Source organism: Devosia sp. GW821-FHT12F11 (genome assembly GCF_058806655.1).
In genome coordinates this window covers 283,407-304,241 of the sequence record NZ_JBXAPX010000002.1, presented here as the reverse complement: position 1 = coordinate 304,241, position 20,835 = coordinate 283,407, and the positions used below count along the sequence as shown (strand labels likewise).

The window sequence follows — 20,835 nt, the reverse complement described above, 5'->3', positions numbered from 1 at the left end:
CTCATGCCTCGGCCCTTTTCCGGCTTTGTCCGAGTTCCTCCGCGTAGTGGCAGGCCGACCAGTGCGCCGGCTCCACTTCACGCATCGCCGGCAGCTCGGTGCGGCACGGCAGCCGGCCGACCGAATGGGCACAGCGTGGGTGGAAGGCGCAGCCTGAGGGACGGTTGACCAGGCTGGGCGGTGCGCCAGGGATCGGCGTCAGCCGCCCGGAGCGCTCATGCATCCGCGGCAGGCTGCCGAGCAGCCCCCTGGTGTAGGGATGGCGCGGCGCATGGAACAGCGTCCGCACGTCGGCGGTCTCGACTACCCGGCCGCCATACATCACCGCCACCCGGTCGGCGAGCTCGGCCACCAGCCCCATGTCGTGGGTGATCAGGATCATCGCCGCCTGTGTCTCGGCCTGCGCCAGCCGCAGCGCTTCGAACACCTGCGCCTGGATCGTCACGTCGAGCGCTGTGGTCGGTTCGTCCGCGATCACGAGGCGTGGCCGGTTGGCGATTGCCATGGCGATCAGCGCGCGCTGCCGCATGCCGCCCGAAAACTGGTGCGGGAACTGGTGATAGCGCTCGGCGGCGTTGGGTACGCCGACGGTCCGCAGCAGCTCTACCGCGCGCCGCGCTGCCTCGGCCCGCCCCATGTCGCCATGCGCCAGCATCGCTTCGGCAATCTGGAAGCCGACCGTGAGCACCGGGTTGAGCGAGGTCATCGGATCCTGAAAGATCATCGAGATGGCCTTGCCGCGGATGGCCCGCATCTCGGCCGGCGCTACCGTCAGGAGATCCCGCCCCTCGAACAGGATGCGCCCACCGGCGATCCGCCCGGGTGGCCTCGGGATGAGCCCGAGCACCGACATGGCGGTGACGCTCTTGCCCGAGCCGGACTCGCCGACCACGGCCAGCGTCTCGCCGGGCCAGATCTGGTACGACACCTCGTCGACGGCTCGCAGCGTGCCTTCCGCGCTGCGGAACTCAGTGATGAGGCCTTCCACCGACAGCAGCGGCTGGCTGGAGTGTACTCGGGTCATCGATCAGTTCCGCTGTGCCTGCCGGGCGTCGAGCGCATCGCGCAGCCCGTCGCCGATGAAGTTGATGGTGAGGCAGATTGCGATGATCACCAGCCCGGGGAAGGTCACCAGCCACCACTGCGTCTGCATCGCCCCGCGACCATCCGAGATCAGCTGGCCCAGCGCCGGGGTAGGGGGTTTTACCCCGAAGCCGATGAACGACAGCGCCGACTCGATGAGGATCGCCGACGACACCGTCAGCGTGGCATTGACGATGATCGGCCCCATCATGTTGGGCAGCATGTGCCGCCAGATCACCCGCCACGGCGAAGCCCCCGACAGCGTCGCCGCCTCGACGAACTCGCGGGTGCGCATCGACAGCACCTGCGCCCGCACCACCCGGGCGATGAGCGTCCACATCAGCGACGAGAGGATGATGGCGATCTGCAGCGGCGAGCCTTCACCGATGAAGGCGATGAGGATCATCAGCAGCGCCAGTCCCGGTAGGATCAGCACCAGGTCGGTGAAGCGCATGAACAGATCGTCGATCCAGCCGCCGAAATATCCGGCGACGGCGCCAATCAGCGTGCCCATCAGCGTCGACAGTAAAGCCACCACCAGCGCCACGAAGATCGAGGTGCGGGCGCCATAGAGCACTCGAGTAAAGTAGTCGCGCCCCAGCTTGTCGGTGCCGAACAGATGTCCGCCTTCCAGCGTCGGCCCTAGCCGCGCGGCGCGCAGGTTCATCCCGTCATAGCTGTAGGGCGTGACCACCTCGGCGCTGAACGCGACGACGACGATGATCGCCAGGATTATGAGGCTCGCCATCGCCACGCGGTGGCGAAGGAACCGCCCCAGCGCCAGCCGGAACTGCGAGCGCACCTTGACGTCGAGCCCTTCGCGATCGGCAGCCGCAGCCGCCACGCCGTGATCGGTCATTTGTTGATCCTCGGGTCGAGCACGCCATAGAGCAGGTCGGTGATGAGGTTCATCAGCAGCATCACCGCCGAGGTGACCACCAGCCATGCCATCAGCGAGTAGGTGTCGCGGGTATTGAGCGCGTTGAAGAAGTAAAGGCCCATGCCCGGCATCGAGAAGATCGTCTCGATCAGGATCGTGCCATTGAACAGGTGCCCGATGCTGACGCCGATCACCGTAACCAGCGGCAGCGTGGCGTTCCTGAGGCTATGCCGAAGCAACACCGTGCGCTCATCGACGCCCTTGGCCCGGGCCGTGCGCACGTAGTCCGAGTTGATCACCTCGAGCATCGAGGCGCGCACGTAGCGGCTATGCGAGGCGATCGAGGCAATCGACAGCACCAGCACCGGCAGCACCAGGTGCTGGACGCGGTCGACCAGCCAGGCAAGGCCGGTCCCTGCATTGTCCGAGCTGAGCCCAGAGATGTAGAAAATGCGGACACCGGTGGCTTCATAGAAGTTGACGGTAAGGATCTGCAGGATCAGCGCCAGCCAGAAAACCGGGATGGCGTAACCGATGAAGCTCGCCAGCGTCGTACCGTAGTCGAACAGCGAATACTGGTAGCGGGCGGCCAGCGTGCCAATGACGATAGCGACGAGGATAGCCAGCACCTCGGCCGCCAGCACCACCTGCAGCGTCGTGCCCAGGGCCCGGCTCAGTTCCGGCCAGACCGGCCGGTCGTACAACAGGTCGGTGCCGAACTGGTTGAACACCAGGTCCCGCAGCCAGTAGCCGTACTGGATGATCAAGGGGTCATCGAGATGCTTCTTGTCGATCAGCCGCTGCAGCGCCTCCTGGCTGATGCCGGGCTGCGAGCGGATTTCCCCCAGGGGATCGCCGATCGCCGAGATGCCGAAGAAGATGATGATGGTCGCGACGAACAGCACTACGAGGCTGAACGCGAGACGCTGGAACACAAACCGCATGGATCAAGCTCGGGGCTACCGGCGGGAGTCGACAGGTCCCGGCGGGCGTGTGCCGCCGGGACGAGACGTTGCGGCGGGGCGTTACTGCACCCGATGGAACTCGTGCGAGTTCCAGTTCCAGTACCAGCCGCCGATCGACACGCTGCCGTCCTGCGCCGGGCTGACATTGAAGCCTTCGACGCGCTTGGAGTTGTAGACCACCATGCGCGGCAGGCCGAAATACGGGATCAGCGCTACATCCTTGGCGATGATCGCCTCGTACTGGTTCATCAGTTCGGCGCGCGCCGTGGCATCCGGCGTCTTTAGCGCCTCGTTGGCGAGTTTGTCGGCATCCGGGTTGCAGTAGCCCGTGGTGTTGGTCGGCGAGTCGCAGCCATAGACCGTTAGGATTTCCTTGGCGTCGTTGTAGGGGCCGCCATGGCTGATGATCTGGAAGTCGCCTTCCGGCAGGCGGGTGCCGAACTGGATCGCCGCCGGCGCGAAGTCAGCATTCACCTTGATGCCGATCTCGGCGAGGAACGACTGCACGATCTCGAAAGTCAGCTCGCGTCGCTCGTTGCCCGAGGTGCTGAGATAGCCGAACTCCAGCCGCACCCCGTCGCACTCGAATACCGTATCTGCGCCGCGCACGCAGCCATTCCGTTCGAGCAGCGTAACGGCGCCGGCCGGATCGTAATCGAGGCTCGAGAAGTTCGGCTTGTAATACGGGCTGGTCGGCTCGAAGAACAGGCTTTGGGTCGGTTTGGCCTCCGGGTCGATCGGCCCCATCAGGTTCTCCACCAGCGCAACGCGGTCGATGCCCATGCCGATCGCCTGGCGGACGAACACTTTGTCGAGGCCCGGCGTCTTCAGGTTGAAGCGCATGAACTCGGTGACGAGGCCGGAGCGGGCATTGACCTTCATGCCGTCGAGCCCGGCCACCGCGCTGATTATTTGCGGCTGCGGCTGCGGGTCGGAGGCATCGATCTCGCCGCTGCGCAGCAATTCGAGCAGCGTGTTGGTTTCCGGCACAAAGCGGATGACGATGCGGTCAAGCTTGGGGCCATCAGCCCAGTAATGTTCGTTCTTGACGAACGAGATCTGCTGGCCCTTTTCCCACGCCTCGAACTTGAACGCGCCGTTAGTGACCCCCGGCCCGTCGCGCCAAGCGGTATCCCAGTCCTTGCCCTCGAGATCGTGCTTGGGCAGCAGCAGCGGGAACATCTGCTGGTAGTACGCGTAGGGCTGGCTGAAATCGAAGCGGATCACCTTGTCGTCGATGATCTCGTAGCCGGTGATCAGGTCGTAGGGCCGACGGTTGGCAATGGTCCAGTCCGGGTTGACGATGGTCTCGTAGGTGAAGGCGTAGTCCGCCGCCGTGATCGGCGTGCCGTCATTCCACACCGCATCGTCGCGGATTGTATAGGTCACCGTGAACGGGTCGTTGGTGATCTCGGCTTCCTTGGAGATGATGAACGGCACCGGGTCTTCGCCAGGCGGGAAGCGGTAGGTGCCGACATTGAACAGCCCGCCAGTCGCCGAAGCAGCGCCGCCGCCGGCGCTTGGGTGCAGGATGTTGAGGCTGCCCGGTTCCTGCTCGTGCGCGAAGACCATGGTGCCGCCTTCGGCTGCGCTTTGTGCGGCTGCCGGCGACAGTCCAGCGACGGCCAGGAACAGTGATGTTAGGGCGAGTTTGAACAAGCCGCTGCCAGGGCGGCTGCCGAGTATGTTCATTGCTAGCTTCTCCTCCAGGTCGGCCCAGCGCTTTGCTTTTGACCGCACTCAACGCCTCCCCCTCAGGAGGCAAAATACTTACGTCATGCGGGAAGAAAGTGTCCCATATTTGGAACAAGTCGTTCCAATGCTGAGAATATTCGACGCGAAGGCCAAACGTGTCAATGCTGAGCGGCTTCGCAATCCGTCCCACTTTAGGCTATGCCGACCCGTCAGCACCGGTCGCCCGGCGCGGGTGGATACGACCGATGTGCACAAATGTCCTCACGACAGGATTGAACGCGCACTGTCGCGGATCACGCTATTAGGCAGGCAATGACGGGGGACCGAACCCTCCGTGTCCTGCCTCTTGGAGCGATGTGCACATGGATCGTGCAGCCTATTTCCGTTACGCTGGCGAAAACGCCCGCAACGTTGTGTTTCCGCTCGGCGGCATCGGCGCCGGTTCCATCGGCATCGGCGGCGATGGCCGTCTGCGCGACTGGGAAATCTACAACCGTCCGAACAAGGGCAGCGTCAACGGCTTCTCGCGGCCGGTTGCCCCTGCCGCAACCGGCCAGGCCGGGGGAGAGCATCGAGATCGGCATCCGGCCCGAGCATCTCGAAGTGGTATCGCCCGAAGGCGCCGCGGCGCGGGCCCGGGTGCAGTTCACCGAGCAACTGGGTGGCGAGACCTTCCTCTATTGCGATGTCGGCGAGGCGGCCGAACCTTCGCGTATCGTTATCAAGCGCCCCGGGACAGCAGCGCTTCAGCGACAACGAGGTGATCGGCCTCGCCATCGGGACGTCCGACGTCTATTGCTTCGATAGCAAAACCGGCGCTGTCCTCGCCGCCTGAAAGACCCAAGACCACGACCATGACCCGCATCACCGCCCTTCGAACCTACGACCTCCGCTTCCCGACTTCCGCCTCGCTCGATGGCTCCGATGCGATGAACCCGGACCCGGATTACTCCGCCGCCTACGTGGTGCTGGAGACTGATAGTGCGTTCGAGGGGCACGGCCTGACCTTCACTATCGGCCGTGGCAATGAGGTGGTGGTGGCGGCGATCGAGGCGCTGCGCGATCGCGTCAGCGGGCTCGAACTGGACTGGATCGCCGAGAACCCCGGCCGCTTCTGGCGGCACGTCACCGGCGACAGCCAGTTGCGCTGGATCGGGCCCGACAAGGGCGCCATGCACCTCGCCACCGGCGCGGTGGTCAATGCGGTGTGGGACCTGCTCGCCAAGCGGGCGAAGAAGCCGGTCTGGCGCTATGTCGCCGACATGACCCCCGAGCAGCTCGTCTCGATCATCGACTTCCGCTACTTGACCGACGCCATCACGCCCGAGGAGGCGCTGGCGATCTTCAGCAAGGCCGAAGCCGGCAAGGCCGAGCGCATCGCCGAGCTCGAGGCCAATGGCTACCCCTGCTACACCACCTCCGCCGGCTGGCTCGGCTATTCCAACGAGAAGCTGACCCGGCTCGCCACCGAGGCGGTGGAGGCCGGCTTCTCGCATATCAAGATGAAGGTCGGCCGCGACCTCTCAGACGATATCCGCCGGCTGGAGATCGTCCGCTCGATCATGGGGCCGGACCGCTACCTGATGATCGATGCCAATCAGGTGTGGGAAGTCGGTCAGGCGATCGACTGGGTCAAGGAGCTATCCCGCTTCAAGCCGTACTTTATCGAGGAGCCGACCAGCCCCGATGATGTCGAGGGGCACAGGAAGATCCGTGAGGCCATCGCGCCCGTGAAAGTCGCGACCGGCGAGATGTGCCAGAACCGCATCTTGTTCAAGCAGTTCATCACTCGCGGCGCGATCGACATCGTGCAGATCGACGCCTGCCGCATCGGCGGCCTCAACGAGGTACTGTCGGTGCTGCTGATGGCCGCCAAATATGGCCTGCCGGTCTGGCCGCATGCCGGCGGCGTCGGCCTCTGCGAATATGTGCAGCACCTGTCGATGATCGACTACCTCGCCGTCTCGGGCAGCAAGGAGGGCCGGGTGATCGAGTATGTCGACCATCTGCACCAGCACTTCCTTGATCCCTGCGTCATCGAGAAGGCCGCCTACATGCCGCCGAAGCGGGCCGGTTTCTCCATCGAAATGAAGTCCGCCTCGATCGAAGCGCACCGTTTCGGCTGAGGTACGATTTTTTTGGTGAAGCTGTGGAACCCACGGTGCCGGGTGACGTTCTATTTGTGCGATCGGTGAACACTCGAAAGAGTCGATCAGATTGCAAAGCGGCAGGGAAGCGGATGAAAATCGCTCCCCTGCTGTTTTATGTGGGCTTCTGAAATCGCCGGTCAGTTCACGCGGATGTTCTTGAACTGCCAGGGGTCTTCGCGGTCGAGATCTTCGCTGAACAGTTGGCCGCGCCCCTGGAGCGGCGTCCAGTCGGTATAGACCCCCACCACGTCGCCCAGATAGGGCCGGGCAATCTGCATCACCTCGTCATAGCCGAGATCGTCCGGTTCCAGGATGCCTGAGCTTGGGTGCTGCGCCGCCCATACGGCGCCCGCCAGTACGCCCGCCGCCACCTGCAGGCTGGTGGCGTTGTTATGCGGCACCAGGGCCCGCGCCTGGGCAATGCTGAGCCGTGAGCCGAACCAATAGGCGCCTTTGGCGTTACCCATCAGCAGCACGCCCAATTCGTCCACCCCGCAGGTGATCTCATCGCGGATGATGCGCCGTATGCGTTGCGCCGACCAGTTGCTGCCGCAGAGTTCATGCAGGGACAGCACGGCGTCGTCGCAAGGGTAGTAGGCGTAGTGGACCGTCGGCCGATAGGCGACTTCGCCCTTCTCCCACACCGTCAGGTGGTCGCTGATCGAGATCGACTCGCCATGGGTGATCAGGAAGCCGTGATAGGGCCCCTCGAGCGGCGTCCAGCTGCGCACCCGCGTCGCGGCGCCCGGCCGGTTGAGGTAGATCGAGGAATCGCAGCCATTGCCGTGCCGCGAGGCGTCCGCCGGCCAATGCAATTCGTGCGTGCCCCAGCCCAGTTCGGCTGGTTGCAGCGCCTCGCCGATGAACCCCGCCACCGACCAGGTGTTGACGAACTCGCCGCGTTGCTTGCGCCGGCCGGTGACCTGCGTGTCGCGCTCGGCGATGTGGATGGTCTTGATGTCGAGCCGGCGCGCCAGCTCCGCCCAATCGATCTTCTGAGTCGGTGACACCTGCAGTCCGTTCTCTGCAGCGATGCGCAACAGACCCTGCTTGACGAAGATCGAGGCTAGGCCCGGGTTGGCGCCCATGGTCAGTACGGCAGTCGGACCGTTGGGGTACTTCTGCCGCAGCGCCAGCGCAGCTTCGCGCAGCGCATAGTTCGAGCGTTGTGCCGGCGGACGTGATGGATCGACATAGCCGCCCGGCCAGGGCTCGAGGCACATATCGAGATAGAGCGAGCCGTTCTGCTGGCAGAGTTCGATCAGCGCCGTGCTGGAAATCCCGACCGACAGGTTGAGCAGCAACGTGCCCTCGGCAAGCAGCGGGCCGAGCAGCGCCCGGTAATTCTCCGGCGTCACCGCCTCGACCACCAGCCTGGCGTTCGACTCGCGCGCGATTTCAGCGCCGTTCGCATCGGCGGCGAAGATCGTGATCGGTTCGTCTGGCAGGTCAAGATGGCGGATGAGAAGTGGCAGTACTGCTTGTCCAATGCTGCCGAAGCCGAGCATGACGATTTGGCCCGGAAGTCGCGCGTACTTTGCATAGGTCGTCATGATGATCGACTCTTGGTTCACGGCGCCGCGTCACTGCCGCAATACCTAAACACGGCTGGCCCGCGGTTCGTTCCCGCGCTGCGCACTTGTACGGAACCATGGCGGCGTCGCGAGGTTGAGGGCGTGGAGATGGACGCCAAAGGAGAAGAGCAATGAAAACCCTACCCATCCTTGTCGTCATCATGGCGCTCGGTGCTGCGCCGGCTTTGGCGCAGGGCAACAACGCCAACCCGGAAGCTCCGGGCCAGGACCGTGTTTGCCTGGTCACCACAGGCACGCCCAACAGCTTCAACGATGTTGATGTGATTGGCACCAAGTGGCTGCCGCGCAAGGCGGCCGAGGCGCAGGCCAAGAAGGACCCCACCCGGGAGCGGGTATTCGACTACACCAACGACCCGCTGGTGACCGGCGGCAAGTACGCGTCGGCCGAAGAGCTTTGCAACACGCACTTTGACAAGTGACCATTGGTCCCGGGCCCAGCGCCCGGGACCTCTCATTTCAGATCAGACGGGCTGGAACCGGACGGAGATGTCAATCCGCGAGCGGCGGACGACGGTGCAGCTCAGTGTTTCCCCGGGCTGCATTTCAAGATCGAAGGAAGATGGCACGTTGGCTGCCCGGTTGACCCGCAGCGTCGCGCCGGCGCGCGAGCCGTTGTGCACCTCGCAGGTGAGTCGTGTTCCGAGTTTGTCGAGAATGATCTGGGCTCGGCGAACCTGTCGTTTCGCCGAGAACCACGCTTCAGTTATTGGCAAGTCGGTCCCTCATGGTCGGGTCGGCTGGTAGGGATGGCGGCACCGCGGGGTCGCTGCGGAGATGGACTTGCGATGCCGCCATGATCGGAGCGCTGTTCGGCGCTCGCGCCCAAACCCTGGGGGCAGGGTGGGCAGTTGAGGTTAGCACTCGCCGTCTGATGTGCCGCTGAGCCGCCGTTTCAGCGAAATTGCAGGTTCGCTCGCGCCTCAAGTATTGGCGCAGTATTACTCAGCGCGGCCTGTTTGCAGGCTGCCGTTGGCTACCCGGATCGGATGGAGCGGGTGGCGGCATCGCGGGCTAGCGGAGTGGGGGCGCACGATGCCGCCGGGTTGGGAGGTGCCTCTCGGCACCGTCCCGGCGGTGTGTGCAACCGCCAGGACAGCTCACACTAGCAGGTGCATGCTGACGCATGCCTGAGGTCGAATTTCAGGGAAATTACAGCTGGGCTTGGTTACAATTGCACATCATGCGCATCTTCACTCCCATCCTGGCCCTGCTACTGGCCGCCGCTCTGACCGCCCCCGCCCTCGCCGATCCGGGTAATGGCAACGGCAATGGCAATGGCGGCGGCAATGCCGGCGGCCAGGGCAGCGAAAATTCCGGCAACGCCAATGCCGGCGGCGGGAACAACAGCAGTGGTTCGAACGGCAACGCAAATGCGAACGCCGGCAACCAGCTCACCAAGGTTCCCAAGGACCAGAACGTCGCGCGCGAGGCGGTCAAGAAGCGCGAGGTGCTGTCGCTGGCGACCGTCACGGCGCTCGTCGGCGAGACCACCAAAGGCCGGGTGCTCGATGTGGAATTGGTGCGGCTTGCCGGCGTATACCTCTACGAGGTCACCGTGCTCGAGCCGGACGGCCGCCTGTTCAAGCTTTACTATAATGCGCGCTCCGGAGCGCTGGTGGATCACTGATGCGCATTCTCATCGCCGAAGATGACCAACGCATCGCCGAGCCACTGAGCGTCGCGCTGACCAGCGCCGGCTTCGTGGTCGAGATCGAGGCCGACGGCGAGGTCGCCTGGTACCGCGGCGATACCGAGGAATTCGAGACGGTGATCCTCGACCTGGGCCTGCCGACGCTCGATGGCCTCACCATACTCAAGCGCTGGCGCAGCGCCGATCGCAACTCTCCTGTCCTGGTGCTGACCGCACGGGGCCGCTGGGAGGAGAAGGTCGAGGCCATCGAAGCCGGCGCCGACGACTACGTGGTCAAGCCCTGCCGCGTCGAGGAGGTGCTGGCCCGGGTCCGCGCCATCATCCGCCGTTCCAATGGGCTGGCCTCCTCACGCATCAACTTCGGCGAATACGTGTTCGACGCAAGGCAGATGCAGGTGAGCAAGGACGGCGTGCCGATCGAACTGACACCGCTCGAGTTCCGGCTGCTGTCGCAACTGCTGCACAGCCGCGGCCGCGTGCTGTCGCAGATCGAATTGACCGATCACCTCTATAGCCAGGACAGCGACCGCGATCCCAATTCGATCGAGCAACTGGTCGGCCGACTGCGGCGTCGCCTCGGACCGGGAATCATCGAGACGCGACGCGGGTATGGCTACGTGCTGCCCGGTGACGACGGGTGAAGCTGCACTCGCTGCGGCTGCGGCTATTGGCTGGCGCGGGCCTCTGGATCCTGGCAGCGCTGCTGCTCGCCGGCATCGCCATCGTCTCGATCTTCGCCGCGACCGTCGAGCGCGACCAGCGCGAGGACCTGCTCGCCAGCCTCGACCGCGTGCTGAGCGGTATCGACTCGGAGGTTTCGCTCGCTGACCTGAGCCCCCGCCTCAGCGACCCCCGCTACACCGCGCCGGCCGGCGGTCTCTACTGGCAGGTCATCGACCTCGATAGCGGCGAGCTGGGCCAGTCGCGGTCGCTCTGGGACACCGAAGTGAGCGCGCCGGAGCCGGCGACCACCGGAGAGCCTACCTTTGCCCACGTACCGGGACCGCAGGGCCAGATGCTGAGCATTGCGACACAGGATGTCCTGATCGACGCCGCGACAGGGACACGGCATCTGCGGGTCAGCGTCGCCGAGGACCTGAGTTTGCGGGGGCATGACCTCCGGCGTTTCGCCATCGACATCGCTACCGCACTGCTCGCGGTGGGGGCGGCGCTGGTGCTTGCCGCCTGGCTGCAGGTCTATCTGGGGTTGCGGCCGCTTCGGGCCCTGCAGCGTGCCGTCGAGGACGTCGTGCAGGGGCGCACCAAGCGGCTCGACGGGCCTTACCCGGCGGAGGTCGGCCCGGTCGTGCACGAGGTGAACGCGCTGCTCTCCAGCCACGAGCGCGCCATCCAGTTCGCCCGCACCCGTGCCGACGACCTGGCGCATGGGTTGAAGACCCCGCTGGCCGTGCTGACGGCGACCGCCGGGCGCCTCAGGGTCGAGGGCGACACCGGCAATGCCGAGGTGCTGGAACTCCTCAGCGAGGAAATGGCGGAACGGATCGACTACCAGTTGCGGCTGGCGCAACTGCGGATGCGCAGCGCCGAACACGTACTCACGGCCTCGCTCGACCAGGTGTTGCTGCGCAGCGTCACCGTGATGCGCAAGGCGGGGCGGGGACCGGAGCTGTTCTGGAAGCTCGATGCCGACCCGGCCAGCGTCGACATGGACCCCCACGATCTGATGGAACTGGTGGGCGTGCTGCTCGAGAACGCTGCGAAATGGGCGCGCACCCAGGTCGAAGTCGCCTGTCGTCCGAGCGGCGAGATGGCCGAGTTCATTATCGGCGACGACGGTCCGGGACTGTCCGACGAGGATATAGCCAAGCTCGGCAAGCGTGGCGGGCGTCTCGACGAAGAGCGATCGGGCACCGGCTTCGGCATCTCGATCGCGCGCGAAATCCTAGAGCTCAACGGCGGTACCCTGAGCATCGGCCGCTCCAAGGCCGGCGGGCTTGAAGCCATGGTGCGCATCCCATCCGCCCGCGTGACCTAGCCGGGATGCGGCGCGGGACATTGCCCGCGCCGCGCCAGTTTCGTTACTCTTTCGCCGCGACGACGATGCCCGGCGAGTAGACGACCGTCCGCCCTTCCAGCTCGACGAAGTAGAGGCGGTCGTTGGTGTAGAAGTAGGCGTGGTCAGGATCGCCATCGATCACGTGCAGCTCGATAGTATCGGGCACCACATAACCGACGTCGATATCGCCTTCGATGATGACCGGTTCGGTCGGGTTGAGGCGCGCATACTCGATGGAGGTGTCGGCAACTGCGCTCGCGCCGATCACGGCGCCGGTAAAGCCGCCGATGACCGCGCCGATCGGGCCAAAGATCAGGCCGCCGGCGATGGCGCCGCTGACGCCGCCTGCCGTACCGCCGACCGCGGCGCCGGCATCACTTTGCGCGAGCACCGTACCGCTGCCAAGGGTGAACACCGCCAGGGTGGCCAAGATGAGTTTCTTCATTTTTGTGATCCTTCTTCTTGTCTCCGCCGCCAAAGGGGGAAGTCCCGTGGGCTCGATCGGTTCCAAGAGAAGTTCACCGGTACGACCCGGGCGAAGCGCCATGCGAGGCACTCCGCCCGCGTCGCAGAGTCAGGCCGCTTCGGCCGTGCCCGGATCGACGACTACCCTGATCTGGGTGATCTTGTTGGCCGGAAAGCCGCTGAGTTCGGCATGGCGCCGGATGTCCTCGGGGTCCTCGGCGAGATAGACACAATAGGTCATGTCGTCGGCAAAGTACGAGTGCACCCACTGCACCCGCGGCGCCAGCTTGGCCAGCGCCTCGTTCGAGACGCGGGCTGCCTCGCGGTGCTCCTCGGCGGTGAGCTTGCCGACACCCGGGATCATCCGTTCGATCACATAGCGTTTCATTTGTTCAGTCCTTCCTCAGTTGGTGGCCGCGACGGTCGCGTCGCAGGAGACGTTGGGGTTCATGTCGGCGAAGGTGCCGGTCGGGTTGGCGCGCCAGGCCCAGACATGCAGCTCGTAGAAGGGCGGCAGGCCGTAGCGGTTGGGCGCGTTGGTGAAGCTGAACAGGTGCCCGTCGAGATTGGCCGGGCCCTTGGTGGTGATGTACTCGACCGCCACCAGTTGCATGCTGCCATCGGCCTGCGGTTCGTACATCACCGCTTCGGGCTTGCCGATATCGACGGCGCCGTCCTCGATCAGCGCGCCGTTGACGTAGTGGATGCCCATGGCGCCGCCTTCGATGCCCGAGACACAGGGGATCGGGGCGTAGCCTTCGGCCGTCGCCACGCCGACATCGGCGAAGCGGGCGTTCACCTCGCGCACCTTGTTGGCGAGCGGGTTGTCCGGCGACACGCCGGCGGCTTGGTCGTGCGCCAGGGATGGCTGGGCGATGATTGCCGCCGCCAGCATGCAGGTTGCGAGCAATGCTCGCTTGCTGGCGTCATGCGCCAGACGGGGTAGGGAGACGTTCATTTGTCTTGGTCCTGAACAGAGTGCGGTGATGCCCCCCTGCCTCGGCGGCGCATGGCGCCCCGCCGGTAGGGTCTATCGAAACTTCCAACCTCAGGATTGTCGCTGCTCGGGCCGCCCGCCCGGATCGGGGCGAACCACCAGGGTCTCGGCCACCGGGTAGAACTCTTCCCCCGGGATGCCGGCACGCCTCGCATGTTCGCGGATGGCCTCGCCGTCGGTCGCTTCGTACACACAGAATGTGCCGAGGCGGCCGTCCGGCTCGCGCACGGCGTAACTGCGGATCCAGCGGACGCGACCCTGCATTTGCTCGTCGCCGATGCGGGCGCAGACCCGACCGACATGCTCGATATCGGGCATGGCAACCCAGGCGCTGGGACGGCGGACGACGTAGAGCTGCATCTCAATCCTCATTCGATGCAGCCGCCCAGGCGAGAGGCTGCGGAACGGGGACTGCAATAGGCGGACTGGTGCTGACTGTCCTTACCGCGGCCTGATCAGATGCTGATCATTTTGCCGATGCTCGCCTCGTGGCGCAGCGCCGCAGCGGCCTCGATCAGCCGCGGCGAACCGATGCGGCGGGCGGTCATCTCGGCGGCCCCGAGCTCCGCCTCGGCGCCCGGGTTGTCACCTGCTGCGATGTAGCCCTCCGCCAGTTCCAGCCGCACTCGGGTGGCGTGATAATCGACCTTGGCGCTGGTCCACAGCTGGCGGGCGAGGATGCGCAACTGCGTCGCCTGCAGGTCCCCCACCGGCAGCAGGGCAGCCCGCGTCTCGGCGATCATGGCGCGGATGGCGGGCTGCGGCCAGCGCTCCTGGCTGCCGGTGAGCTCGGCGAGATAGCCCTCGGCGCGCGCCGCGTCGCCGGACTTGGCGGCGATGCGCGCCGCATTGACCAGCAGCACGCCATGGCGCTGCAGGTGGAACCAGCCGCGCCCCTGCATTGTCCGATCGAGCGCCGTCAGCGCCGCCTCCGCGTCGCCCTGCTCGAACAGCCGCACCGCGTGGCCCGGCTCGGCGTCCCAGCCCAGCGCATAAGCCATGGCATAGTCCGCGTCGGCGGTGACGAAATCGCCCAGCATGGCAGCGACGTCGCCACGCACGCGATACCCGTCGCCCAGCGACCAGGATTCCTCCTCGATCAGTTTCGGCAAGGCACGGCTGATTGCGTCGAACGCTTCGATCAGCGTGCCGCGGGCGCCCAGGATCTCCGCGCGGTGCAGGTTGCACGAGCCCGGGCGCTCGGCAAAGCTCGCATCGCACCAGCTATCGAAGCCATCGCTCCATTGCAGCGCGCGCTCCCAGTCGGCAAAGGTCCGGCATGTCCACAGGATGTTGCAGTAGACCAGGCTCCCGGTGATCGGGTCGACATGGCTGGAGAGCGCGATCGCGGCGGCATGGTTCTGCAACCTGCTGCCTTCCTCGATCTGGCCCAGCGACATCTGGAAGAAGCCCTTGTAGACCAGCGTCAGCGCCTCGAGGCCTGGGTCGCCTGCGCTGGCCCCGAGCTCTGCCGCGCTGGAGGCGAGCCGCAAGGCGTCTTCCGGCCGGCCGCTGGAGGCCGCAAGGCGCGATCGCATCCACAATAGGTGCGCCCGCACGCCGGCATTGTCCGCGTCGGCGAGGATGGTGTCGGCGCGTTCGAGCCAGCCTTGCGCTGCCGCGCTCGAGCCACGTTCGAGTTCCACTCGCGCAACCGTCGTTGCGGTTCGCGCTGCCCTGTCGTTCCGTCCCGCCGCCAGGTGCGCCTCGATCGCCCGGTGCAGTGCCGGCAACGCGGCAACCGGATGGCCGCGGCACTCGTCGGCGAGTGCCCAGAGCTCGAAATCTTCGGCGTCGAGCGGGCCGGCTGCCGAAGCTTCAGCAAACAGGCCGGTGGCCGCGTCCCAATCGTATTTGCTCATAGCCGCCCGGGCAGCCGCCAAACCTGCACCTTCGGCGACGGGCGGTATCGGTGCTGGCCCACCAAACCCCTGCGCGTCGAGCGCAAAACGGTAGCCGTGGCGGGCAAAGTTGCGCAACGCCTCGCCGACCCCGCCTTCCGCCAGCACTCGCCGCGCCAGGCTCGCGGCGCGCTGCAGCGATGACTCGGTCACGGTGACGTTGGGCCACAGCGCGTCCAGCAACTCGTCCTTGGGCACCACGCGTCCGGCATTCCTGACCAGGTAGGCCAGCAGATCGAAGACCCGCGGCTGTACATGCCGCGCCTGGCCGCGCAACATCAGTGCGCGAGCTTCCTCGTCGAGGACGAAGGGACCAAAGGTCAACTGCATAGGCGCTACCCCGGCATGGCACGCGGCCGCCCTCGCCACGTAGACCAGGCCGCCGCTTCTTCCACCTCCCGACTGAACGTATGATGAATAACATATGATGAATCTTGAGAAGCTGGTGGCGGGCAGCCTGACGACTTTTGTGGCGCGGCGTATTTCGTGTAACGTTTGCACGTTGCAGCCCAACCGAGCTTCGACTTGATGCATTACACTCGCGTCGCCCGGCGCATCAGAACCGTGGTGGCCCGAGTCTGGCGCCGGGTTTCGCTTTCGCAGCGGTTTTTCCTTGTAGCCTTGGCGGTTGTGCTCGCGGCGATGCTCGCGCTGGGCAACTGGACCAACGCCTATATCAGCCAGAGCATCACCAGGGGGGTGGCCGAGACGGCCGCGGCGAGTTTCGAGGCCCTGCTCGCTGAAAGCCTCGACGGCGCGATGTCGGCAGCCGACAGCCAATCCGCGTTCGAAGCGGTGTTCAAGGTGGCCAACAGCGCCGACAGTACGCGGCTGCTGCAGATCCGTGTGCGGGACGCTGACGGCCGGGTGGCCTTCGAATCCCTCGGTGGGCTGGAGGACGAGGCATCGGCAGTCGGCCTGTCCGAGGCTGCGGGCGGCATGGTGACCGCGCATGTGGTCGATCTGCCGCTGCGCTCTGTCGGCGATCTGCCCAGGTCGACCTTGCCGATCCTCAAGATTTACACGCCGCTCCGACGTGACGGTGATCGGGTGGCGGCTATCGCCGAGCTCTATTTCAGCGCCAGGACCGTTCGTGAACTGCAGGCGCAGGCGCGCTCCGATGTGTGGATCATCGTGGCGGTGATCGGGATGGTGTCGGTTGGCGCCCTGGCGCTGCTGGTGGATGTCACCGGTCGCATCATCACCGGCCAGCGGCAGCGGCTGGCCGCCAACCTCATCGCCACGCGGGCGCTGCTCAAGGAGAACGTGGCGTTGCAGCTCGCCTCGGAGAAACTGCGCGTCGACTCCGGCCTCGCCAACGAGCACGTGCTGGCCCAGGTGGGGTCCGACATTCACGACGGTCCGGTGCAACTGCTGACCCTGCTGATCCTCAAGCTGACCGGATCGCGAAGCGGCTCGACGAGCGACCAGGCAGCAGCGGGGGCCAGGCTGGCGAGCGAGGCCCTGGAGGATCTGCGCGGCATTTCCGCCGGGCTCGTCCTGCCCGAGCTCGCAACCCTTGGTATCTCCGAGACCATCTCGCTGGCGATAAGCCGCCACGAGAACCTGACCGGGACGCGGGTCCGGCACGATCTGAACGTTGCCCAGGATGTCGAGGTGCCGATCACCGTCAGGATTTGCGCCTATCGGGTGGTCCAGGAGGCCCTGAACAATGCCTACCGGCACGGTGGTGGAGAAGACCAGAAGGTTCTGGCCAGTGTCGACGGCGGCCAGCTTCGTCTCGAGGTCACCAACCGTACGACCCTGCGCCAATCCAACTCATCGTCGGCCGACAGTGTGGGCCTCAGGGCAATGCGCTTCCGCGTCGAGTCGCAGGGCGGCAGCCTGTCGGTCGACATCGATGCCGATCAGGCCAGGGTCAGCGCTCACATTCCGGTTGGCAGAGTGGTCTAGTCGTTCTCGTCGGGGACCAGGGTCTCGATATTGTACGGCGACCCCAGGCGTTTTGCCGCGAGCACGACCTCGAGGCGGCTCTTCACCTTCAGCTTGGTCATCAGGTTGGTCATGTAGTGCTTGACGGTCTTCTCCGTCAGGCCCAGCGCGCGTGCGATTTCCTTGTTGGTCTTGGCCTCGAACAGCCCCTGCAACAATTGCTGCTCCCGGGCGCTCAGCTTCGCGGCCGGACGCTCGCGCTCGCGCCGCGCGCGATTGCGGAAGCCACCGATCAGCATCGGGGAGAAATCGGGCGAAACGAACAGGCCGCCATTCTTCACTGTTTCGATGGCCGCAAACAGGTCCTCCGACGGACGCCCCTTCAGGACGAATGCGTGGGCCCCGGCATCGAGGGCGCGTAGCGCCATATCGACGTCGGCATAGGCGGTGAAGATCACCATTCTGGTGGAGGGAGAGCACTCGGCAATCGATCGGATGGCGGAGAACACGTCGCCCGGCATGCTCAGGTCCAGCGTCATGATGTCCGGCCGACCCGATGCGGCCAGCTCCACGGCTCCGTCGGCCGAGGATGCCGTGCCCGCGATGCTGTAGCGGCGATCGTCGGCGAAGAGCGAGGCGATGCCGGCCAGCAGGGTCGGATGATCATCCACGAAGGCGATGCTGGTTGGCTGGCTATCGGCCGCTGAGCGATCGGCGGCGTCACTCACTGGGTGTGTTGCCATTTCCGCCACCGTTGCCGTTGCCATTGCCACCTGCATTGCCGTTACCGCTGCCCCCGCCGTTACCGTTCCCCCCTGCGTTGCCGCTGCCGCCTGCGTTGCCGTTGCCTCCGGCATTGCCGTTGCCTCCGGCGTTGCCGTTGCCTCCGGCGTTGCCGTTGCCTCCGGCGTTGCCGTTGCCTCCAGCATTGCCGTTTCCACCAGTGTTGCCGTTGCCGTTTCCGCTGCCTCCGGCGTTGCCATTACCGCCGGAGTTGCCGTTGCCACTGCTTGCCGTGTTTCCGTTCCCGTGTCCGTTTCCGTTGCCACCGGTATTGCTGTTTCCGCCGGCGTTGCCGTTGTTCCGGCCATTGCCAGTTTCCAGCAGCGTCGCGTCTGCCTTGGCTTCGGCAAGCGTGACGCCGGCGGGAACAGTCTGCTCCTGTCCCGTCACCAGGTCGACCACGGTTGCCTTGCCCAGGTCCACGGTCACCTCGCCGGTGTCGCCGGCGACGATCAAACGACTGTGGCCCGTTCCGAGGACCACCGTCATTTTCGGCGTCCTCAGCATCAGTCGCTGATTTGAAGGGATGCGGGCATCGATACCGACTGTTCCAGCAAACTGGGTAACCAGGGTAAGGTTATGCGCCGCCTGGTCGACCCGCAGTGCGGTGTTGGGCCCCAGCTTGAGCGTGATCTCGCCCCGCACGAGTTCGGCCTTGGCCCCCTGCAGCGTTCGGACCGGAACACCATCGAGCACCTGCGAGCGTGCCGGCAGCTCAGCCCATTGATCGCCATTCATCGACAGGACCGTGCCGCTGACCGCCACGGCAACCCACTTTGCGCCTCCGGCGATGGCGGGCCAGCTCAGCAATACGCCGAACGCGGCGATCATACAGCAAAGATCAACGAGGCGTCGGCGTCCGGATGGTCCGGACGAGTATGGACGCCGATGGTCTTTGGTCAGCAGTTCGGTCACCCTATGGTCTCAGCGTTGCAGTTGGTCGCGACGATGAACGGACAATGCTCTGACGCGGAAGGTCGCTATATTGTCTTGCTGGTCTGTCGCAAAATAGCGTCACAGACTAGCGGAACGCCAGCGTTAACCTTACCGGGGAATCTGGAGGCGGCCGATGGCGACCTTGGTCCCTAGTGGTCCATCCGGATATTGTCGCCTGCCTCGGTCCTGCTTCTCAGGCGCAACGGTGGATATTGCGGCAAGAGGGGCCCCCTCCCTAAGCCATATCCTGCGAATCTGATGGCGACCTCGGTCCATATTCCAGGTATTAAGGGGCTGCATCTAAAGTCATTCGAAGTAGTAATTGCTAATTATGTCTTAACTCCCGTTGCGGCCGGGATCTGGGGCAGATTTAGAGCAGGCCGCGCTCAGACGCGGCCAATGGGGGATTTTCGAATGGCCGCGATCACCAAGGGTATTGTCACGTCGTTTGGAAACACGCCTCAGGCAGTGGACGACGTCTTCAACGCAAGTGCGCTTGGTATCGGTTCGAGTGGGTCATACGTCCCTATCCTCATCGATGTCATGGCGAACGACAAGGCTGGCGGCGCCAAGACGCTCTACTCGCTTGATAATGCGGACAGCGCTGGCGGCATTCGCCCGACCGACCTGCTGACCCAGGATACCGCACGGACCGAAGCAGACAGCACCGACACCAGCGCCAACGGCGCCCGGATCTGGATCACCGCCGACGGTCGGGTAGGCTATGACGCGAGCACGCTGAGTGCCGCGGCGCTCTCCCAGATCCAGGGACTCGGTGCGGGGCAGTACTTCACCGACACGTTCACCTATGCCATTCGCATGGCCAACGGCACGTTGAGCTGGGCGACCGCAGAGATCAAGATCGCCGGCACCAACGATGCCGCGACGATCTCAGGCACCTCCACCGGCAGCACGATTGAAGATACTGCCGGCCAGATGCAGGCCCTGGGAACGCTGACCGTCAACGACCTCGATGTCGGCCAGAACGTCTTCCAGGCGCCCTCGGCGGCCAGCCTCAACGGCACCTACGGCACTTTCACCTTCAACGCGCTGAACGGGCAGTGGACCTACAACCTCGATCACGCCAAGGCCGATCACCTGTATGGCGGCGAGGTGGTGCATGACACTCTGGTGGTCACATCCTTCGACGGAACGGCAAGTCGGACGATCGATGTTACTGTTACGGGCACCAACGATGCGCCGGTGGCGGTCGACGACGAGGCGACGACGGCCGAGGACACGCCGCTCAACAACATCAACGTGCTGGGCAACGACACCGACGTCGATGACAATCCTCTGTCGATCTCTGGGACGCCGACGGCGCTGCACGGCACCGTCACGGTCAATCCGAACGGTACGCTGAACTACACCCCGAATGCCAACTACCACGGCGGCGACACTATAACCTACACGGTGACGGACGGCACGACTACCGACACCGGCCAGGTGGCGGTCACGGTGACGCCGGTCAACGATGCGCCTGTTGCGGCCGATGATGCAGCGACGGTGGCGGAAGCCGGCTCGGTGACCACGCTCAACGTGCTGGTCAACGACAGCGATGCGGACACCACGCTGACCGCGGCGATGATCACCGGCAACAGCCAGGGTGCGCACGGCACCGTGGTCTACAATGATGACGGCACCTTCACCTACACCCATGACGGCTCGGAGACGCTGACCGACAGCTTCACCTACACCGTCGATGATGGCGAGGGCGGCACCGACACGGCGACGGTCAACATCACGGTGACGCCGGTCAACGATGCGCCTGTTGCGGCCGATGATGCAGCGACGGTGGCGGAAGCCGGCTCGGTGACCACGCNC

The 20,835-nt window shown here is 65.1% G+C and carries 21 protein-coding genes and 1 pseudogene; 9 read left to right on the top strand and 13 right to left on the bottom strand.

Features of this window, described 5'->3' with window-relative positions; all coding sequences use genetic code 11:
• Window position 1: 1 nt before the first annotated feature.
• The 4 genes from AC1ROK_RS07075 to AC1ROK_RS07060 form a co-directional block, all read right to left on the bottom strand.
• Window positions 2-1,024 carry an ABC transporter ATP-binding protein gene (locus AC1ROK_RS07075; RefSeq protein WP_492845245.1) on the bottom strand — a complete coding sequence of 341 codons (1,023 nt, stop codon included), beginning with the start codon at window positions 1,022-1,024 and terminating at the stop codon, window positions 2-4.
• A gap of 3 nt (window positions 1,025-1,027) precedes the next feature.
• Complete coding sequence (locus AC1ROK_RS07070; RefSeq protein WP_492845243.1) at window positions 1,028-1,942, bottom strand: ABC transporter permease; 915 nt, start codon at window positions 1,940-1,942, stop codon at window positions 1,028-1,030.
• Window positions 1,939-2,907, bottom strand: coding sequence for an ABC transporter permease (locus tag AC1ROK_RS07065; protein WP_492845241.1), 969 nt, complete (start codon window positions 2,905-2,907; stop codon window positions 1,939-1,941). Before AC1ROK_RS07065 ends, AC1ROK_RS07070 begins: the two co-directional genes overlap by 4 nt.
• An 81-nt stretch (window positions 2,908-2,988) precedes the next feature.
• On the bottom strand, window positions 2,989-4,620 hold the full coding sequence (locus AC1ROK_RS07060; protein WP_492845239.1) for an ABC transporter substrate-binding protein: 1,632 nt from the start codon (window positions 4,618-4,620) through the stop codon (window positions 2,989-2,991).
• A gap of 365 nt (window positions 4,621-4,985) precedes the next feature.
• Between AC1ROK_RS07060 and AC1ROK_RS07055 the strand changes: the two are divergent.
• From AC1ROK_RS07055 to AC1ROK_RS07045, 3 genes and pseudogenes are all read left to right on the top strand, one after another.
• A pseudogene (locus tag AC1ROK_RS07055) lies at window positions 4,986-5,117 on the top strand (GH116 family glycosyl-hydrolase); the annotation flags it as partial.
• Window positions 5,086-5,430, top strand: coding sequence for a TOBE domain-containing protein (locus AC1ROK_RS07050; protein WP_492846359.1), 345 nt, complete (start codon window positions 5,086-5,088; stop codon window positions 5,428-5,430). The pseudogene AC1ROK_RS07055 and the gene AC1ROK_RS07050, both read left to right, overlap by 32 nt.
• A 47-nt stretch (window positions 5,431-5,477) precedes the next feature.
• Window positions 5,478-6,749 carry an L-fuconate dehydratase gene (locus AC1ROK_RS07045; protein WP_492845237.1) on the top strand — a complete coding sequence of 424 codons (1,272 nt, stop codon included), beginning with the start codon at window positions 5,478-5,480 and terminating at the stop codon, window positions 6,747-6,749.
• Window positions 6,750-6,910: 161 nt separating this feature from the next.
• On the opposite strand, the gene AC1ROK_RS07040 is transcribed toward AC1ROK_RS07045, so the two are convergent.
• The gene (locus AC1ROK_RS07040; RefSeq protein WP_492845236.1) at window positions 6,911-8,326 is read right to left on the bottom strand and encodes a homospermidine synthase; all 1,416 of its coding nucleotides are present in this window, start codon (window positions 8,324-8,326) and stop codon (window positions 6,911-6,913) included.
• 152 nt (window positions 8,327-8,478) lie between these two features.
• Here AC1ROK_RS07040 and AC1ROK_RS07035 point away from each other — a divergent pair, with 152 nt between their 5' ends.
• Window positions 8,479-8,787 (top strand): hypothetical protein, encoded by a 309-nt coding sequence (locus tag AC1ROK_RS07035; protein WP_492845234.1) that lies wholly within the window; start codon window positions 8,479-8,481, stop codon window positions 8,785-8,787.
• 42 nt (window positions 8,788-8,829) lie between these two features.
• Here AC1ROK_RS07035 and AC1ROK_RS07030 read toward each other — a convergent pair whose 3' ends face one another.
• Window positions 8,830-9,081: a hypothetical protein gene (locus AC1ROK_RS07030; RefSeq protein ID WP_492845232.1), complete on the bottom strand. Its 252-nt coding sequence runs from the start codon at window positions 9,079-9,081 to the stop codon at window positions 8,830-8,832.
• 410 nt (window positions 9,082-9,491) lie between these two features.
• Here AC1ROK_RS07030 and AC1ROK_RS07025 point away from each other — a divergent pair, with 410 nt between their 5' ends.
• Genes AC1ROK_RS07025 through AC1ROK_RS07015 form a run of 3 tightly spaced genes read left to right on the top strand, consistent with a single transcriptional unit; the run spans window position 9,492 to window position 12,015 of the window.
• A complete protein-coding gene (locus AC1ROK_RS07025) occupies window positions 9,492-9,995 on the top strand; it encodes a PepSY domain-containing protein (RefSeq protein WP_492845230.1) in 504 nt (167 codons plus the stop codon).
• Complete coding sequence (locus tag AC1ROK_RS07020) at window positions 9,995-10,660, top strand: response regulator transcription factor (RefSeq protein ID WP_492845228.1); 666 nt, start codon at window positions 9,995-9,997, stop codon at window positions 10,658-10,660. The genes AC1ROK_RS07025 and AC1ROK_RS07020 overlap by 1 nt, the downstream gene beginning before the upstream one ends.
• Window positions 10,657-12,015, top strand: a complete 1,359-nt coding sequence (locus AC1ROK_RS07015) for an ATP-binding protein (RefSeq protein WP_492845226.1) — start codon at window positions 10,657-10,659, stop codon at window positions 12,013-12,015. The genes AC1ROK_RS07020 and AC1ROK_RS07015 overlap by 4 nt, the downstream gene beginning before the upstream one ends.
• 43 nt (window positions 12,016-12,058) lie before the next feature.
• Here the strand turns inward: AC1ROK_RS07015 and AC1ROK_RS07010 are convergent, their stop codons facing one another.
• From AC1ROK_RS07010 to AC1ROK_RS06990, 5 genes are all read right to left on the bottom strand, one after another.
• Window positions 12,059-12,481 (bottom strand): DUF1236 domain-containing protein, encoded by a 423-nt coding sequence (locus tag AC1ROK_RS07010; protein ID WP_492845224.1) that lies wholly within the window; start codon window positions 12,479-12,481, stop codon window positions 12,059-12,061.
• A gap of 129 nt (window positions 12,482-12,610) precedes the next feature.
• Entirely contained in the window at window positions 12,611-12,889 is a 279-nt protein-coding gene (locus tag AC1ROK_RS07005; protein WP_492845222.1) for a DUF4242 domain-containing protein, read from the bottom strand.
• 15 nt (window positions 12,890-12,904) lie between these two features.
• On the bottom strand, window positions 12,905-13,459 hold the full coding sequence (locus AC1ROK_RS07000) for a hypothetical protein (RefSeq protein WP_492845220.1): 555 nt from the start codon (window positions 13,457-13,459) through the stop codon (window positions 12,905-12,907).
• A 90-nt stretch (window positions 13,460-13,549) separates the two neighbouring features.
• Entirely contained in the window at window positions 13,550-13,858 is a 309-nt protein-coding gene (locus AC1ROK_RS06995) for a nickel-binding protein (RefSeq protein ID WP_492845218.1), read from the bottom strand.
• A gap of 95 nt (window positions 13,859-13,953) precedes the next feature.
• A complete protein-coding gene (locus AC1ROK_RS06990) occupies window positions 13,954-15,729 on the bottom strand; it encodes a winged helix-turn-helix domain-containing protein (protein ID WP_492845216.1) in 1,776 nt (591 codons plus the stop codon).
• Between the two features lie 165 nt (window positions 15,730-15,894).
• Between AC1ROK_RS06990 and AC1ROK_RS06985 the strand changes: the two genes are divergently transcribed.
• The gene (locus AC1ROK_RS06985; RefSeq protein WP_492845214.1) at window positions 15,895-17,313 is read left to right on the top strand and encodes a sensor histidine kinase; all 1,419 of its coding nucleotides are present in this window, start codon (window positions 15,895-15,897) and stop codon (window positions 17,311-17,313) included.
• Here AC1ROK_RS06985 and AC1ROK_RS06980 read toward each other — a convergent pair.
• Both AC1ROK_RS06980 and AC1ROK_RS06975 read right to left on the bottom strand, forming a co-directional pair.
• A complete protein-coding gene (locus AC1ROK_RS06980; protein WP_492845212.1) occupies window positions 17,310-18,035 on the bottom strand; it encodes a response regulator in 726 nt (241 codons plus the stop codon). The two genes, AC1ROK_RS06985 and AC1ROK_RS06980, sit on opposite strands and share 4 nt — an antisense overlap.
• Entirely contained in the window at window positions 18,013-18,990 is a 978-nt protein-coding gene (locus AC1ROK_RS06975) for a hypothetical protein (protein ID WP_492845211.1), read from the bottom strand. The genes AC1ROK_RS06980 and AC1ROK_RS06975 overlap by 23 nt, the downstream gene beginning before the upstream one ends.
• Before the next feature lie 279 nt (window positions 18,991-19,269).
• Here AC1ROK_RS06975 and AC1ROK_RS06970 point away from each other — a divergent pair.
• Window positions 19,270-20,835: cadherin-like domain-containing protein (locus tag AC1ROK_RS06970; protein WP_492845209.1), on the top strand; the 1,566-nt coding region annotated here is incomplete at its 3' end.

Coding starts and splice junctions, on each gene's coding strand:
- AC1ROK_RS07040 (WP_492845236.1), bottom strand. CDS start 8,326: ATGACGACCTATGCAAAGTACGCGCGACTTCCGGGCCAAATCGTCATG.
- AC1ROK_RS07075 (WP_492845245.1), bottom strand. CDS start 1,024: ATGACCCGAGTACACTCCAGCCAGCCGCTGCTGTCGGTGGAAGGCCTC.
- AC1ROK_RS06980 (WP_492845212.1), bottom strand. CDS start 18,035: ATGGCAACACACCCAGTGAGTGACGCCGCCGATCGCTCAGCGGCCGAT.
- AC1ROK_RS07035 (WP_492845234.1), top strand. CDS start 8,479: ATGAAAACCCTACCCATCCTTGTCGTCATCATGGCGCTCGGTGCTGCG.
- AC1ROK_RS07045 (WP_492845237.1), top strand. CDS start 5,478: ATGACCCGCATCACCGCCCTTCGAACCTACGACCTCCGCTTCCCGACT.
- AC1ROK_RS06995 (WP_492845218.1), bottom strand. CDS start 13,858: ATGCAGCTCTACGTCGTCCGCCGTCCCAGCGCCTGGGTTGCCATGCCC.
- AC1ROK_RS07020 (WP_492845228.1), top strand. CDS start 9,995: ATGCGCATTCTCATCGCCGAAGATGACCAACGCATCGCCGAGCCACTG.
- AC1ROK_RS07060 (WP_492845239.1), bottom strand. CDS start 4,620: ATGAACATACTCGGCAGCCGCCCTGGCAGCGGCTTGTTCAAACTCGCC.
- AC1ROK_RS07050 (WP_492846359.1), top strand. CDS start 5,086: ATGGCCGTCTGCGCGACTGGGAAATCTACAACCGTCCGAACAAGGGCA.
- AC1ROK_RS07065 (WP_492845241.1), bottom strand. CDS start 2,907: ATGCGGTTTGTGTTCCAGCGTCTCGCGTTCAGCCTCGTAGTGCTGTTC.
- AC1ROK_RS07000 (WP_492845220.1), bottom strand. CDS start 13,459: ATGAACGTCTCCCTACCCCGTCTGGCGCATGACGCCAGCAAGCGAGCA.
- AC1ROK_RS07070 (WP_492845243.1), bottom strand. CDS start 1,942: ATGACCGATCACGGCGTGGCGGCTGCGGCTGCCGATCGCGAAGGGCTC.
- AC1ROK_RS06990 (WP_492845216.1), bottom strand. CDS start 15,729: ATGCAGTTGACCTTTGGTCCCTTCGTCCTCGACGAGGAAGCTCGCGCA.
- AC1ROK_RS07025 (WP_492845230.1), top strand. CDS start 9,492: ATGCCTGAGGTCGAATTTCAGGGAAATTACAGCTGGGCTTGGTTACAA.
- AC1ROK_RS07010 (WP_492845224.1), bottom strand. CDS start 12,481: ATGAAGAAACTCATCTTGGCCACCCTGGCGGTGTTCACCCTTGGCAGC.
- AC1ROK_RS07005 (WP_492845222.1), bottom strand. CDS start 12,889: ATGAAACGCTATGTGATCGAACGGATGATCCCGGGTGTCGGCAAGCTC.